This window comes from Pseudomonas kielensis (assembly GCF_014236655.1).
Classification (GTDB): Bacteria; Pseudomonadota; Gammaproteobacteria; order Pseudomonadales; family Pseudomonadaceae; genus Aquipseudomonas; species Aquipseudomonas kielensis.
In genome coordinates this window covers 156,055-170,085 of sequence record NZ_JACMYG010000005.1, presented here as the reverse complement: position 1 = coordinate 170,085, position 14,031 = coordinate 156,055, and the positions used below count along the sequence as shown (strand labels likewise).

Sequence of the window (14,031 nt, the reverse complement as noted above, 5' to 3'; positions counted from 1 at the left end):
CTGATCCATGGGCAAATCGCTGGTCATTGTGGAATCCCCGGCTAAGGCCAAGACCATCAACAAGTATCTGGGCAACCAATACGTGGTGAAGTCGAGTATCGGCCATATCCGAGACCTGCCCACCAGCGGTTCGGCTAGCGCCAGCAAAGAGCCTGCCGCCAAGCGCGGCAAGGCGGCTGCTGGTGAAGTGCCGGCGCTGTCGCCTAAGGAAAAGGCGCGCAAGCAGTTGGTTGCGCGCATGGGTGTCGATCCGGACCACGGCTGGAAAGCCAAGTACGAGATCCTCCCGGGCAAGGAAAAGGTCATCGAAGAACTGCGTCGGCTCGCCAAAGACGCCGACACCATCTATCTCGCAACGGACTTGGACCGCGAAGGGGAAGCCATTGCCTGGCACCTGCGCGAAGCCATCGGTGGGGATGAGAGTCGTTACAAGCGCGTGGTGTTCAACGAAATCACCAAGAAGGCGATCCAGGAAGCCTTCTCCCAGCCAGGCGAGCTGGATATCGACCGGGTCAACGCCCAGCAGGCGCGGCGCTTCCTCGATCGCGTCGTGGGCTACATGGTCTCGCCGCTGCTGTGGTCGAAGATCGCCCGTGGCCTGTCGGCTGGCCGTGTACAGTCGGTTGCCGTGAAGCTGGTGGTAGAGCGTGAGCGCGAGATTCGTGCGTTCAACCCCGAAGAGTACTGGGAAGTCCACGCTGATCTCGGCACCGCCAAGGGCGCCAATGTGCGTTTCGAAGTGGCCCGTGAAAACGGCGAAGCCTTCAAGCCGCTCAACGAAGCCCAGGCCATGGCGGCCCTGGAAAAGCTCAAGTCGTCCAGCTACACCATCGCCAAGCGTGAAGACAAACCGACCAGCAGCAAGCCGTCGGCTCCGTTCATCACCTCCACCCTGCAGCAGGCCGCCAGTAACCGCCTGGGCTTCGGTGTGAAGAAAACCATGATGATGGCGCAGCGTTTGTACGAAGCGGGCTACATCACTTATATGCGTACCGACTCGACCAACCTCTCGGCTGATGCCGTGGCGATGGCGCGTACTTACATCGAAGGCGAGTTCGGCGGCAAGTACCTGCCGGAAACCCCGAATGTCTACAGCAGCAAGGAAGGCGCCCAGGAGGCTCACGAAGCCATTCGTCCTTCCGACGTGAATACCGATCCAAGCAAGCTGTCGGGCATGGAGCGGGACGCTGAGCGTCTCTACGAGCTGATCTGGCGCCAATTCGTCGCGTGCCAGATGCTGCCGGCCAAATACCTGTCGACCACCGTCAGCGTCGCTGCCAGCGGCTTCGAGCTGCGTGCCAAGGGCCGCATCCTGAAGTTCGACGGCTACACCCGCGTAATGCCGCAAATGGCCAAGCCGGGCGACGATGACGTGCTGCCGGACATGGCCCAGGGCGACGTGCTCAAGCTGATCAAGCTTGATCCAAGCCAGCACTTCACCAAGCCGCCGGCGCGCTACTCGGAAGCGAGCCTGGTCAAGGAAATGGAAAAACGCGGTATTGGTCGCCCATCGACGTATGCGGCAATCATTTCGACCATCCAGGACCGTGGCTACGTCGCGCTGCACAACCGTCGTTTCTATTCGGAAAAAATGGGTGACATCGTCACCGAGCGTCTGTCCGAGAGCTTCTCCAACCTCATGGACTACGGCTTTACCGCCGGCATGGAAGAGAACCTCGATGACGTCGCCCAGGGCGAACGTGACTGGAAAAACGTGCTGGACGAGTTCTACGGCGACTTCAAGAAGAAGCTCGAAGTGGCCGAGAGTCCGGAACACGGCATGCGGGCCAACCAGCCGGTAATGACCGACATCCCGTGTGTGACCTGCGGTCGCCCGATGCAGATCCGTACCGCGTCGACCGGCGTGTTCCTTGGTTGCTCGGGCTACAGCCTGCCGCCGAAAGAACGCTGCAAGGCCACCGTCAACCTGGTGCCGGGCGACGAAATCGCCGCGGACGACGAGGGTGAATCGGAGTCCCTGGTGCTGCGCGGCAAGCACCGTTGCCCGATCTGCAGCACCGCGATGGATGCTTACCTGCTGGATGAAAAGCGCAAGCTGCACATCTGCGGTAACAACCCCGATTGCGATGGCTACGAGATCGAACAGGGCAGCTACCGGATCAAGGGCTACGAAGGCCCGAGCCTGGAGTGCGACAAGTGTGGCAGCGAAATGCAGCTCAAGACCGGCCGTTTCGGCAAGTTCTTCGGTTGCACCAACGCCACCTGCAAGAACACCCGCAAACTGCTGAAAAGCGGTGATGCGGCGCCGCCGAAGATGGACCCGGTGAAGATGCCCGAACTCAAGTGCGAGAAGGTCAACGACACCTACATCCTGCGCGACGGGGCTTCCGGCCTGTTCCTGGCGGCCAGCCAGTTCCCGAAGAACCGCGAGACCCGTGCGCCGCTGGTGATCGAGATCGTGCCCCACAAGGACGAGATCGATCCCAAGTACCACTTCCTCTGTGAAGCGCCGAAGAAGGATCCGGATGGCCTGCCAGCCGTGATTCGCTACAGCCGCAAGACCAAGGAGCAGTACGTGCAGACCGAAGTCGAGGGCAAGCCAACCGGTTGGAAGGCCTTCTACGATGGTGGCAAATGGGTGGTTGAAGACAAGCGCGTAGCCAAGTAAGCCGGCAACGCGTTACAAACAGGCCGCATGCTTACCCTCGGGTGGGCATGCGGCCTTTGTTTTGGGCTTGCGGATGCCTTGTCTGATCCGTGACACTGTCAGGCCAGCATTACGCGTCCTATTTCGTTGTGGAGACTGCCGTCATGGCCTTTGAGCTCTATACCCGTACCAATCAGAAAATCTACTTCGCCGGCCTGTCGCTAGAGGCCCTGGCCCGAGCGGAAGACGGGCGGGCAATGAACTCCCCGGCGCTGATCCAGGCCGGGCGCGAGTCAGCGTTGTTTCACCTGTACGGTGCATTGCTGGGTTTGTGCCATGAGATCGCCGGGTTCTACCGCCTGCCACAGGCCAATGCGCCTCGGGCGGAGCTCTTGCTGACCCCTGAGGTACTCGAGACCCTGGCGATTCCAGAGCTGGCGGAGATGGTCGAGCTGGCCCGCAACCGTGAAACCTGGCTGGCCAAGCTGCTGGCGGCCCATACCGCGCTGTTTCAGCCGCCTCGTGCACCGCACAAGCCCAAGGGCGACGTGACGCAGCCGCTGATCGTGGCGGTGAGTCTCGATGAGGAGCCCGAAGAGGAGTTGAGCAGGGAAGAGCTGGAAAGCTGGCGCCAGAACCTCAAGAGCCTGGCACTGCGCTTCCGTGAAGGCTTGAACGAGTGCTGATGCATCCCGCAGGAAGCTGAGCGGCCACGGATCAGGGATGATCTCAAACAATGGTTTCGGTTACATGCTGTCGGTCAAGATCCTGAGCGAAGCATCACCGATGCCTATATAATCCCCGCCTTTCGTGGAGAACAGACTTTTATGCCAACGTCCTTTCTAGAAATTGTCGAACTGCCAGACGGCCGAATTGAACTGCGCAGGGCTGAGGACGAGGGTTCCCTGGTGACGCTGGACTTCTCCGAAGATGCCAAGGCGTTCCTGCAAGGCCAGCACGTTGAAGTCGCCAAGGCGATGTTGAGCGTGGGTGTGCAGATGGCCGGGCGCCTGGTTGAAGGCGATTTTGAAAAGGAAGAGGGGCCGCGGATTCTGCATTGATTCCGCCTGTCGGCTTTTTTCCGTAAGCATCCTTACAGATCTTCGTTACAGATTGGCTTCTCTGCCCTGGAGAAGCCCTGCGTCTAGCTCGTGCGCCCTGGCTGTCACTTAGCCCAATCGAATGTTCAGACTTTGTGCATCGCCGACACGTGCGGCGCCGATCAACTGTTGCCGCGCGCTGCTGTTCAGCGGGTTCAGCCAGCTGACAACGGTGTGGCTGCGGCCCAGGCGCAAGGCTTCACAGGCCAGTTGCTGAGCGCTTTGCGTGCCGCGCGGGTGGAGCAGGAGAATGCGCTCGCGGTTCAGGCCTGCATCGCGCAGCCAGGCCTGGGTCAGGCTGGCTGGAGGGGCGATAAGGGTCAGCCAGCGGGCGTCCTGGTCCTGGCTCAGCTCCCTGAGGATAGGCGCCAGCAGGTTCAGGCAGTTCCCGGCCGCACCACGTAGAGACAGCTCGCTGAACGCTTCGGGTTCCGCGCTCCAGGGCGCCTCGACCACGTCTTTGAGGATCGGCGCCAGTGGCTGGGCCATGAACGCTTCGAACAACGGCAGTTGAGCGGGCTGTGGTGTGTGTGGGAACTGCATAACGCCTCCTTTATCGGCGAATGACGCCGACACTCAAGCCTTCGATCACCAGATCCTGATCTTTCAGGTTCACTTCGATCGGGGCGAACTCGGGGTTTTCGGCAATCAGCCAGACCTTGCTGCCATCACGCTTGAAGCGCTTGACGGTGACTTCGTCGCCAATGCGCGCGACGACAATCTGGCCGTTGCGGGCCTCGCGAGTGGTGTGGACGGCCAGCAGGTCGCCGTCGAATATCCCCACGTCCTTCATGCTCATGCCGTGCACGCGCAACAGGTAGTCGGCGCGTGGATGAAAGAAGGTCGGGTTGATGTTGCAGGATTCTTCGATGTGCTGCTGGGCGAGGATCGGCGCGCCGGCGGCGACCCGGCCAATGATCGGCAGGCTGGATTCGTCGGCCTTGGCCTCGAAGCCGGGGATGCGAATGCCGCGTGAGGCGCCGGGGGTCATTTCGATAGCGCCCTTGCGGGCCAGGGCCTTGAGGTGTTCTTCCGCCGCATTGGGCGATTTGAAACCGAGCTCCAAGGCGATTTCCGCACGGGTGGGCGGATAACCGTTGTCTTCGAGGCAACGTTTGATAAAAGCCAGAATCTCAGCTTGGCGTGGCGTCAGTTTTAGCATCTCGATCGCTCTGTCTTTTTATACAGTGACTGGGATTATATACAGTGGAATGATCTTGGCAATCCTCCTTTTTGCGGCGACCGCCGGACGGTCTGCCGACAGTTCGCCGTTGCCTGGGTTGTAGGACTGGCTACAGCCGGCGGCTTGTATGGTTAAATAGCTGACTGACCGTTCCCAAAACGGACGGGCAGACTTGACAACCCACAAGCTGAAACGTATGTTTCAAACAAGTGTTTGTCAGGCGGAGTAGCCATGGCCCAGTCGGAAACCGTAGAACGCATTCTCGATGCTGCCGAGCAGTTGTTCGCGGAAAAAGGTTTTGCCGAAACTTCATTACGGCTGATCACCAGCAAGGCCGGGGTCAACCTGGCGGCGGTGAACTATCATTTCGGTTCCAAGAAGGCCTTGATCCAGGCAGTCTTCTCGCGTTTTCTCGGGCCGTTCTGCACCAGCCTCGATCGTGAGCTGGAGCGTCGTTCCGCCAAGCCGGACAACAAGCCGAGCCTGGAAGAACTGCTGGAAATCCTCGTCGAACAAGCCCTGGTGGTCCAGCCACGCAGCGGCAATGACCTGTCGATCTTCATGCGCTTGCTCGGCCTGGCGTTCAGCCAGAGCCAGGGGCACTTGCGCCGTTATCTGGAAGACATGTACGGCAAGGTTTTCCGCCGCTACATGACACTGGTCAACGAAGCCGCCCCGCGTATCCCACCTATTGAACTGTTCTGGCGCGTGCATTTCATGCTCGGTGCCGCGGCATTCAGCATGTCCGGGATCAAGGCGCTGCGTGCGATTGCCGAGACCGATTTCGGCGTCAATACCTCGATCGAACAGGTGATGCGCCTGATGGTGCCGTTCCTGGCCGCTGGCATGCGCGCCGAAACCGGCGTCACCGACGCCAATATGGCTGCCGCGCAACTGCGCCCACGCAGCAAGTCGGTACCGGCCGCCGCCAAGGTTTAGCCGCGTATGGCTGGGCGCGGCAGCGGACATCCGCTAAGCTAGCCGCCCATGCCGACTGCCGTTTCAACCCTGTCCCCAGTTTCCCCAACCGAGCTCCTTTTTTCGGGCATTGCCTGTGGCGGCCACGTTGCGCGCCTGCGCCGGGATGGGGGCTTTCAAGACGCGCCGCGCGCGCATTTCAAGATCAAGGAATTTTTATGACTGCTGGCCTGCAAGGCTCGTTGATGGTGGACGTCGCCGGTACCTGGCTGACGGCTGAAGATCGCCAACTGTTGCGTCAGCCCGAGGTGGGTGGCCTGATCATTTTTGCCCGCAATATCGAGCATCCCCGCCAGGTGCGCGAGTTGAGCGCATCGATCCGCGCCGTGCGTCCCGATCTGTTGCTGGCAGTGGACCAGGAGGGCGGTCGGGTGCAGCGCCTGCGCCAGGGCTTTGTACGGCTGCCAGCGATGCGGGCAATTGCCGATAACCCGAACGCCGAGTTCCTGGCCGAGCAGTGTGGCTGGATCATGGCCACCGAAGTGCTGGCCGTGGGCCTGGACCTGAGTTTTGCTCCGGTGCTGGACCTGGATTATCAGCGCAGTGCGGTGGTCGGCACGCGTTCCTTCGAGGGGGATCCGGAGCGCGCCGCCTTGCTCGCCGGAGCGTTCATCCGGGGTATGAACCAGGCTGGCATGGCCGCCACCGGCAAGCACTTCCCGGGGCATGGCTGGGCCGAGGCGGATTCCCACGTGGCGATCCCTAATGATGAGCGCAGTCTGGAGCAGATCCGCGCCCACGACCTGGTACCGTTCGCCCGCTTGAGCAAGCAACTGGCGGCGGTGATGCCGGCCCACGTGATCTACCCGCAGGTCGATTCGCAGCCGGCGGGCTTCTCGCGCCGCTGGTTGCAGGACATCCTGCGTGGCGAATTGCAGTTTGACGGGGTGATCTTCAGTGACGACCTGTCGATGGCCGGTGCCCACGTGGTGGGGGATGCCGCCAGTCGCATCGAAGCGGCGCTGACCGCCGGTTGTGACATGGGCCTGGTGTGCAACGACCGTGCAGCGGCAGAGCTGGCGCTGACAGCGGCGCAACGCTTGAAGGTCACGCCGTCTGCGCGCATTGCGCGGATGCGCGGCCAGGCGTCTGCCAGCACCGACTATCGCCAGGACCCGCGCTGGTTGGCGGCCTTGGGTGCGCTCAGGGAGGCGCAGTTGATCGATTGAGGGCTCGGTTGCGCTTACCGAGTTGAACCCATCGCGGGCAAGCCGCAAGCGGGCGCCCGCTCCCACAAACGGATGATGGGGGCTTGCAGGTTTTGCATGCACCCACCAAGCCTGTGGGAGAGAGCTGGGCGGCGTCTGCTAGAGCTTCGACTTGTCCGGCAGCGGTGCAAACAGGGCCTCAATGTCATCACTCTGCAGCTTCCAGTCGCCCGTGGTGCGGCCATCCAGCACGCCGGCGGCGAGGTCGGATTTTTCCTTTTGCAGATGCTGGATTTTCTCCTCGACCGTGCCGCGGGCGATCATCTTGTAGACGAACACCGGTTTCTCCTGGCCGATCCGGTACGCGCGGTCCGTGGCCTGGTTCTCGGTGGCCGGGTTCCACCATGGGTCGTAGTGAATCACCGTGTCAGCTTCCGTCAGGTTCAGGCCCACGCCACCGGCCTTGAGGCTGATCAGAAAGATCTGACGCTTGCCGCTCTGAAAGTCCTTCACCGGGCTGCGCCGATCCCGCGTCTGCCCAGTCAGCAGCGCATAAGCGATGCCGCGTTTTTCCAGCTCCTGCTCGATCAGCGAGAGCATTGAGGTGAACTGGGAAAACAGCAGGATCTTTCGGCCTTCCTCGAACAGTTCCTCGAGCATTTCCATCAGGCTGTCGAGCTTGCCCGAGGTGCTGCCGCGGGTGGGCAGGGCGGCTTCATTGACCAGGCGCAGATCGCAGCACACCTGGCGCAACTTGAGCAGCGCTTCGAGAATGATGATCTGGCTGCGGGCCACGCCTTTGCGGGTAATTTCGTCGCGTACCTTCTTGTCCATGGCCAGGCGCATGGTTTCGTACACGTCGCGTTGGGCCTCATTGAGGTCGACCCAGTGGATGATTTCGGTTTTAGGCGGCAGTTCGGTGGCCACCTGTTCCTTGGTACGACGCAGCAGGAAGGGTTTTATCCGACCGTTGAGGTGTTGCAGGCGGACCTCGCTGGCGTGCTTTTCAATCGGTACGCGGTAGTCGCGGTTAAAGCTTTTGACGTCTCCCAGCCAGCCGGGCAGCAAGAAGTGGAACAGTGACCACAGCTCGCCCAGGTGATTTTCCAGGGGGGTACCGCTGAGGCACAGGCGCTGCCGGGCATTCAGATCGCGGGCCGCTTGCGCGGCCTTGCTGGTGGGGTTCTTGATGTATTGCGCTTCGTCGAGCACCAGGATGTGCAGGGGTTGTCGGGCCAGGCGCTCGACATCCTTGGGCAGCAGCGCATAGGTGGTGAGGATCAGGTCGTAGTCGGCCAGGTGATCGAAGTGTTTTTTGCGCGCGGCGCCATATAGCGCCAGGACCTTGAGTTGGGGCGCGAAGTGCGCGGCTTCGTCGAGCCAGTTGGGAATCAGGCTGGTGGGCATCACCACCATGCACGGTCGGTCGAGGCGCCCGGCGTTCTTCTCGGTCAGCACGTGGGCCAGGGTCTGCAAGGTCTTGCCCAGTCCCATGTCGTCCGCCAGGATCCCGCCGACTTCCAGTTGCCGCAGCGATTGCATCCAGCTCAGGCCTTCCAGCTGGTAGGGGCGCAGCGTCGCGTTGAGACCGACCGGGGGCTCGGCGCTGTAGTCCTTGATGTCCCGCAGGCGCTGGGCGAAGGAGCGGATGTGCTCGCCGCCTTCCCACAGCAGTGGCAGGTCTTCCAGTGGGTTGAGGCGCGTGGCATCGGCGCTGCTCAGGCGCAGGCTGGTTTCGCCGGGTTCCTGCAGGTAGAACTCGCCCAGGGTCGCCAATACCGGCTTCAAACGGCCGAATGGCAGTGCCACCTGCAGCGGTCCCTGCTCGGAATTGGGGCGGTGGGGAATGTTCACCAGGATCAACTCGTCGTCACGCCGCCGGGCCAGGCGTTCCGGGTTGAGGATCTCGGTGTGCGAGCGCATCAGGTTCAGCAGGATCGGCAGCAGGCTCAGGCGCTCGCCGTTGACGATGATGCCCAGTTCGAGGTCGAACCAGTCGCGCTCCGGCGCTTCATCGACCGTGGCGTACCAGTCGTCGACGGTGGTCAGGTCGAAGCCGAAGTCCTCATCGATCTGCAGCTCCCAGCCCTGGCTGCGCAGCTTGGGCAGCTCATTGAGGGTGAAGGTCAGCCAGGCGCTGTCATTGACCATCTCATAGAGCTCGCCGGCACTTTCCGGCAGGGCCTTGCTTTGCCGCGTTGCGACCTTGAAGCCGAGGATGCGCAGCTGTTCGCGGTAGGCCTTTTCCACTTCCGGCTGGCGCTTGATGCGCAGGGTCTGGTGTTCCTGGCGGATCAGCACGTCGCTGTTTTTCTGCCCGCTGACGTATTCGTCCAGGTAGCTGAACGACAGTGCCGCACGGTGCTGGATGTAGCGCTGCATCTTGCCGTTGCGTGGTTCAAAGGCGCTGAACTCGACGCTGGCCAGCCACAGGCGTGGCAGTGGTTGCACATTGTCCAGCACTTGCTGTGGCAAGGGCGCGGGCGAGCGGTTCTCCAGTACGGCCTGGAGTTTTTCCAGGAGCAGGGCGTCCTTGGCCGCGGCCGGGTACTCCAGGGTGTCCTGGACTTTGAGCAGCACCGCGGCGCAATGCTTGCAGTTGACCCGTACCGGGCAACTGCAGGTCGCTTCCACCAGCAGCAAGGTGTTTTTGGCTGACTCGCGCAGGGTGATGGTCTGGCGGTAGACATTGCCGCCAGAGCCTTCGCAACTGGCGGTGAGGGTGCTGTCGCCGGCTTCGACGATCCTGACGCGGTTCTCCAGGGCGTAGCGGCGGCCGCGCTCCAGGCTCTGTTCCTTGAATCGACTGACCCAGGAGGGGGCCAGGGGTTTGCTCAGGCTCGGGGACATAGGGACTTCAATCAGTCCGGTACGACATCAGGGGCTTGTTGCCGGGCAGGTGCCGTCAGCGAGGTGATCTTGATCAGCAGGCCCAGGTGGCCATTGTCGAGAAAATTCAGCTGGCCATTTTTGGTGTGGCTTTGCTGTTGCAGGCGCTCGCTGGCGCTGACCAGCCCGTCGTTGCTGAACTGATTGACCCAGAAGCTGGCGTTGACGTCGGTAAACCGACCCAGCTTGAGATCCAGCGTGCCCTCGATCGGGAAGTGCCCGTAGTGCTCTTCGCCGTCGCTGATCGCCACTTTGCTCGAGGTCTCGCCGAGGTTCTGCTGCCAGGTCTTGTGCAGCAGCACGCTGTAGTCGGCGCTGGCGCGCAGCTTTTCCACTTCGGCATTGAGGGCGGGGGTGCGTTGGCTATCCGCGCTGATCGGCTGTGCCCCGGCGGCCCAGTCTTCCGGCGCAGGGCGGCTGGCGACGGCGGGTACGGCGTTCTGGCGAACCAGGATCATTTCTACCTGGTACAGGCTGTCGGCAAACGCCGTTGGGGCGACCAGCGTGAGCAACAGGGTCAGTGAGCGAAACAGGCGCATGCGGCGTCCTTCAAGCAGTTTTCGGGATGAGGCGCTCAAGCAGCGCCTCTACAGTGTTGAAGCGCTCTTCCGGGCGCTCCATCGGCACCTGGAACTTGAACATCGTGGCGCCTTCGAATTTGTAGCGTTTGGGCTGGCTCTGGATCAGCTTGATCAAGGTCAGCGGGTCGACCGGCGTTTGCGAGTCGAATTCGATACGGCCACCCTGGGGGCCGCCATCGATCTTCTTGATCCCCAATTGTTCGGCCTGCAGTTTCAGCGCGGTGATGCGCACCAGGTTCTTGGTCGGCTCCGGGAGCAGGCCGAAGCGGTCGATCATCTCCACTTGCAGGTCCTTGAGGCCTTCCTCGTCGGTGGCCGAGGCAATGCGTTTGTACAGGATCAGGCGCGCATGCACGTCCGGCAGGTAGTCCTCGGGGATCAGCGCCGGTACCCGCAAGTTGACCTCCGGACCGCCGCCCAGGGGCTGGTCGAGGTTCGGTTGCTCGCCCTTGCGGATCGACTTCACGGCCCGCTCGAGCATTTCCATGTACAGCGTAAAGCCGACGGCCTGGATCTGCCCGCTCTGGCCGTCGCCCAGGAGTTCGCCAGCGCCACGGATTTCCAGGTCGTTGGTGGCCAGCACGAAGCCGGCACCAAGGTCCTGGGTATTGGCGATGGCTTCCAGGCGTTTTTCCGCGTCCGTGGTGATCTGCTGGCGCGGCGGTGTCAGCAGGTAGGCGTAAGCCTGGTGGTGACTGCGTCCGACGCGGCCGCGCAATTGGTGCAGCTGCGCCAGCCCGAACTTGTCGGCCCGTTCGATGATGATGGTGTTGGCGCTCGGCACGTCGATGCCGGTCTCGATGATGGTCGAGGCAATCAGCACGTTGAAGCGCTTGTGGTAGAAGTCGCTCATCACCTGTTCGAGTTCGCGTTCACGCATCTGCCCGTGACCGATGCCGATCCGTGCTTCTGGCACCAGTTCGGCGAGGTCGGCGGCGCATTTCTCGATGGTCTTCACATCGTTGTGCAGGTAGTAGACCTGGCCGCCCCGCAGCAGCTCACGGAGCAAGGCTTCCTTGACCGTGCTCTTGTTCTGCTCCATGACGAAGGTGCGCACCGACAGGCGTCGCGCCGGGGGCGTGGCGATGATCGACAGGTCGCGCATGCCCGACACGGCCATGTTCAGCGTGCGCGGAATCGGCGTGGCGGTCAGGGTCAGGATGTCGACTTCGCTGCGCAGGGCCTTGAGTTGTTCTTTCTGCCGCACGCCAAAGCGGTGCTCTTCGTCGATGATCACCAACCCGAGGTTTTTGATCTTCACGTCATCCTGCAGCAGCTTGTGGGTGCCGATGACGATGTCGATCTTGCCCTCGGCCAGGTCGGCCACCGCTGCGTTGACTTCCTTGGCCGACTTGAAGCGACTCATCACTTCCACGGTCACCGGCCAGTCGGCGAAGCGATCGCGAAAGCTGTTGTAGTGCTGTTGGGCGAGCAGGGTGGTCGGCACCAGGATCGCCACCTGGCGACCGCCGTGCACGGCGATGAAGGCGGCGCGCATCGCCACTTCGGTCTTGCCAAAGCCCACATCGCCGCAGACCAGGCGATCCATGGGCTTGGGGGCGAGCATGTCGGCGCGCACGGCGTCGATGGTGGTTTGCTGGTCCGGGGTTTCTTCGAACGGGAAGCCGGCGCTGAAGGTGGCGTAGTCGGCTTTCGGGTCGGCGAACGCATAACCTTCGCGGGCTGCGCGGCGGGCATAGATGTCGAGCAGCTCGGCGGCGACGTCTCGCACCTGTTCGGCGGCTTTGCGCTTGGCTTTCTGCCAGGTTTCGGAGCCCAGGCGGTGCAGCGGTGCCAAGGCGTCGTCGCTGCCGGTGTAGCGGGCGATCAGGTGCAGGTTGGCCACCGGCACATACAGCTTGGCGCCCTCGGCGTATTCAAGGGTGAGGAATTCGGCGGCCTGGTTGTCGATCTCCAGGGTCGCGAGGCCCAGGTAGCGGCCGACCCCGTGGTCAATGTGCACCACCGGCGCGCCTTCACGCAGTTCGGTGAGGTTCTTGATCACCGCGTCGTTGTTGCCGTCGGCGCGTTTCTCCCGGCGCCGACGCTGCATCACCCGCTGACCGAACAGCGGGCTTTCGGCAATCAGGGCCAGGGCCGGGTCGTCCAGTACCAGGCCTTCGTCGAGCGGGGCGATGGTGATCGCCAGGCGTTCTTTGCCTGCGACGAAGTCCGGCCAGCTGTCGACGGTTTTCGGCCGCAGCTTCAGGCGTTCGAGCAGCTCCAGCAGCACCTCGCGGCGCCCCGCCGATTCGGCGGTGAATAGCACGCGGCCGGGGAACTGGTCGAGGAACCCGGCCAGGGCTTCCATTGGCTGGTTGGCCTTGGCTTCGATCGCCAGGTTAGGCAGCGCCTGGGCCGGGAAACGCTCGCGGCCGACCCCGGTTTCGACGTCCTGTTGGCTGGCCACCACGCGCGGCCAGTTTTTCAGGCGGGCGAAACAGTCTTCCACCGGCAGGAACAGTTCGGCAGGCGGCAATAAAGGTCGCGCTGGGTCGACGCGGCGTTCTTCGTAGCGATTGCGCACATCGTTCCAGAAATTCTCCGCGGCCTGTTCGATGCCCGGCAGGGAAAACACCTGGGTGTCCTGGGGCAGGTAGTCGAACAGGGTCGAGGTTTCGTCGAAGAACAGCGGCAGGTAGTACTCGATGCCGGCCGGGGTAATCCCGCTGCTCAGGTCCTGGAAGATCGGGCAGCGCCGGAAGTCGACATCGAAGCGTTCGCGAAAGCGCGCCTTGAAACGCGTGACAGCGTCTTTTTGCAGCGGAAACTCGCGGGCCGGCAGCAGCTTGACCGAATCGACCTTGTCGATGGAGCGCTGGTTTTCCGGATCGAAGGTGCGCAGGGTCTCGATTTCGTCATCGAACAGGTCGATGCGGTAGGGCAGTTTGCTGCCCATCGGGAACAGGTCGATCAGCGAGCCGCGCACGGTGAATTCGCCATGCTCGTACACGGTATCGACGTAGCGATAGCCGGTGGCTTCCAGGCGGGTGCGCATTTGCTCGACGTCGAGCTTCTGGCCGATATCCAGCACCAGGCTGCTGCCCAGCAGGAACTTGGTCGGCGCCAGGCGATGCAGGGCCGTGGTGATCGGCACCACCAGCACGCCATGGCTCAGCTCGGGCAAGCGATAGAGGCTGGCGATACGCTGGGAAATGATGTCCTGGTGCGGGGAAAAAAGATCGTAGGGCAGGGTTTCCCAGTCAGGGAAATGCAGCACCGGTAAATCCGGGGCGAAGAAGCTCAGCTCCTGTTCCAGCCTCTCAGCGCTTTGGCTGTCGGCGGTCAGTAGCAGGGTAAAGCGCTTGGCAGCGCTGGCAGCCTCGGCAATGGCCAGGCTCAGGGCGGCACCGGGCAGGTTGCCCCAGTGCTGTTTACCTGCCGCGGCAGGGAGAAGCGGTAGACGCAGAACGGGCACGGAAGGTTGAGCTCCAAGCGTTGCGACAAAGTCGGTAATTGTAGCGGTCCCGGGTGCCGCCTGTCAGTTGCTGACTGTGTCTATTACGCAGGTTGGGCGAAATGTAGTGGTAATCACAAAAACCAG

10 protein-coding genes are annotated in these 14,031 nt (G+C 62.3%); 5 read left to right on the top strand and 5 right to left on the bottom strand.

Annotated features, from left to right (window positions below):
- Positions 1-7 precede the first annotated feature (7 nt).
- The 3 genes from topA (at position 8) to H7995_RS07115 (ending at position 3,669) form a co-directional block, all read left to right on the top strand.
- Positions 8-2,629 carry a type I DNA topoisomerase gene (gene topA, locus H7995_RS07125; RefSeq protein ID WP_166591883.1) on the top strand — a complete coding sequence of 874 codons (2,622 nt, stop codon included), beginning with the start codon at positions 8-10 and terminating at the stop codon, positions 2,627-2,629.
- Positions 2,630-2,772: 143 nt separating this feature from the next.
- Positions 2,773-3,294: a DUF6586 family protein gene (locus tag H7995_RS07120; protein ID WP_159997041.1), complete on the top strand. Its 522-nt coding sequence runs from the start codon at positions 2,773-2,775 to the stop codon at positions 3,292-3,294.
- Between the two features lie 141 nt (positions 3,295-3,435).
- The gene (locus tag H7995_RS07115) at positions 3,436-3,669 is read left to right on the top strand and encodes a hypothetical protein (RefSeq protein WP_095165324.1); all 234 of its coding nucleotides are present in this window, start codon (positions 3,436-3,438) and stop codon (positions 3,667-3,669) included.
- A gap of 108 nt (positions 3,670-3,777) precedes the next feature.
- On the opposite strand, the gene sulA is transcribed toward H7995_RS07115, so the two are convergent.
- Complete coding sequence (gene sulA, locus H7995_RS07110) at positions 3,778-4,251, bottom strand: SOS-induced cell division inhibitor SulA (protein ID WP_182341346.1); 474 nt, start codon at positions 4,249-4,251, stop codon at positions 3,778-3,780.
- A gap of 10 nt (positions 4,252-4,261) precedes the next feature.
- Positions 4,262-4,870, bottom strand: a complete 609-nt coding sequence (gene lexA, locus H7995_RS07105) for a transcriptional repressor LexA (RefSeq protein WP_166591885.1) — start codon at positions 4,868-4,870, stop codon at positions 4,262-4,264.
- A 252-nt stretch (positions 4,871-5,122) separates the two neighbouring features.
- Between lexA and H7995_RS07100 the strand changes: the two genes are divergently transcribed.
- Both H7995_RS07100 and nagZ read left to right on the top strand, forming a co-directional pair.
- A complete protein-coding gene (locus H7995_RS07100; protein WP_166591886.1) occupies positions 5,123-5,830 on the top strand; it encodes a TetR/AcrR family transcriptional regulator in 708 nt (235 codons plus the stop codon).
- A 209-nt stretch (positions 5,831-6,039) separates the two neighbouring features.
- Positions 6,040-7,038 carry a beta-N-acetylhexosaminidase gene (nagZ, locus tag H7995_RS07095; RefSeq protein ID WP_182344752.1) on the top strand — a complete coding sequence of 333 codons (999 nt, stop codon included), beginning with the start codon at positions 6,040-6,042 and terminating at the stop codon, positions 7,036-7,038.
- A gap of 138 nt (positions 7,039-7,176) precedes the next feature.
- On the opposite strand, the gene H7995_RS07090 is transcribed toward nagZ, so the two are convergent.
- From H7995_RS07090 to mfd, 3 genes are read right to left on the bottom strand one after another with little or no spacing between them, the layout of a single operon-like run.
- Positions 7,177-9,867: a DEAD/DEAH box helicase gene (locus tag H7995_RS07090; protein ID WP_185818163.1), complete on the bottom strand. Its 2,691-nt coding sequence runs from the start codon at positions 9,865-9,867 to the stop codon at positions 7,177-7,179.
- Positions 9,868-9,878: 11 nt separating this feature from the next.
- A complete protein-coding gene (locus H7995_RS07085; protein WP_166591889.1) occupies positions 9,879-10,445 on the bottom strand; it encodes a CsiV family protein in 567 nt (188 codons plus the stop codon).
- Positions 10,446-10,455: 10 nt separating this feature from the next.
- Positions 10,456-13,905: a transcription-repair coupling factor gene (mfd, locus tag H7995_RS07080; RefSeq protein ID WP_166591890.1), complete on the bottom strand. Its 3,450-nt coding sequence runs from the start codon at positions 13,903-13,905 to the stop codon at positions 10,456-10,458.
- Positions 13,906-14,031: the final 126 nt, after the last annotated feature.

What these genes read in the sequence shown, in the direction of transcription:
- topA (WP_166591883.1), top strand. Translation starts at nt 8, where the DNA reads ATGGGCAAATCGCTGGTCATTGTGGAATCCCCGGCTAAGGCCAAGACC.
- H7995_RS07120 (WP_159997041.1), top strand. Translation starts at nt 2,773, where the DNA reads ATGGCCTTTGAGCTCTATACCCGTACCAATCAGAAAATCTACTTCGCC.
- H7995_RS07115 (WP_095165324.1), top strand. Translation starts at nt 3,436, where the DNA reads ATGCCAACGTCCTTTCTAGAAATTGTCGAACTGCCAGACGGCCGAATT.
- sulA (WP_182341346.1), bottom strand. Translation starts at nt 4,251, where the DNA reads ATGCAGTTCCCACACACACCACAGCCCGCTCAACTGCCGTTGTTCGAA.
- lexA (WP_166591885.1), bottom strand. Translation starts at nt 4,870, where the DNA reads ATGCTAAAACTGACGCCACGCCAAGCTGAGATTCTGGCTTTTATCAAA.
- H7995_RS07100 (WP_166591886.1), top strand. Translation starts at nt 5,123, where the DNA reads ATGGCCCAGTCGGAAACCGTAGAACGCATTCTCGATGCTGCCGAGCAG.
- H7995_RS07090 (WP_185818163.1), bottom strand. Translation starts at nt 9,867, where the DNA reads ATGTCCCCGAGCCTGAGCAAACCCCTGGCCCCCTCCTGGGTCAGTCGA.
- H7995_RS07085 (WP_166591889.1), bottom strand. Translation starts at nt 10,445, where the DNA reads ATGCGCCTGTTTCGCTCACTGACCCTGTTGCTCACGCTGGTCGCCCCA.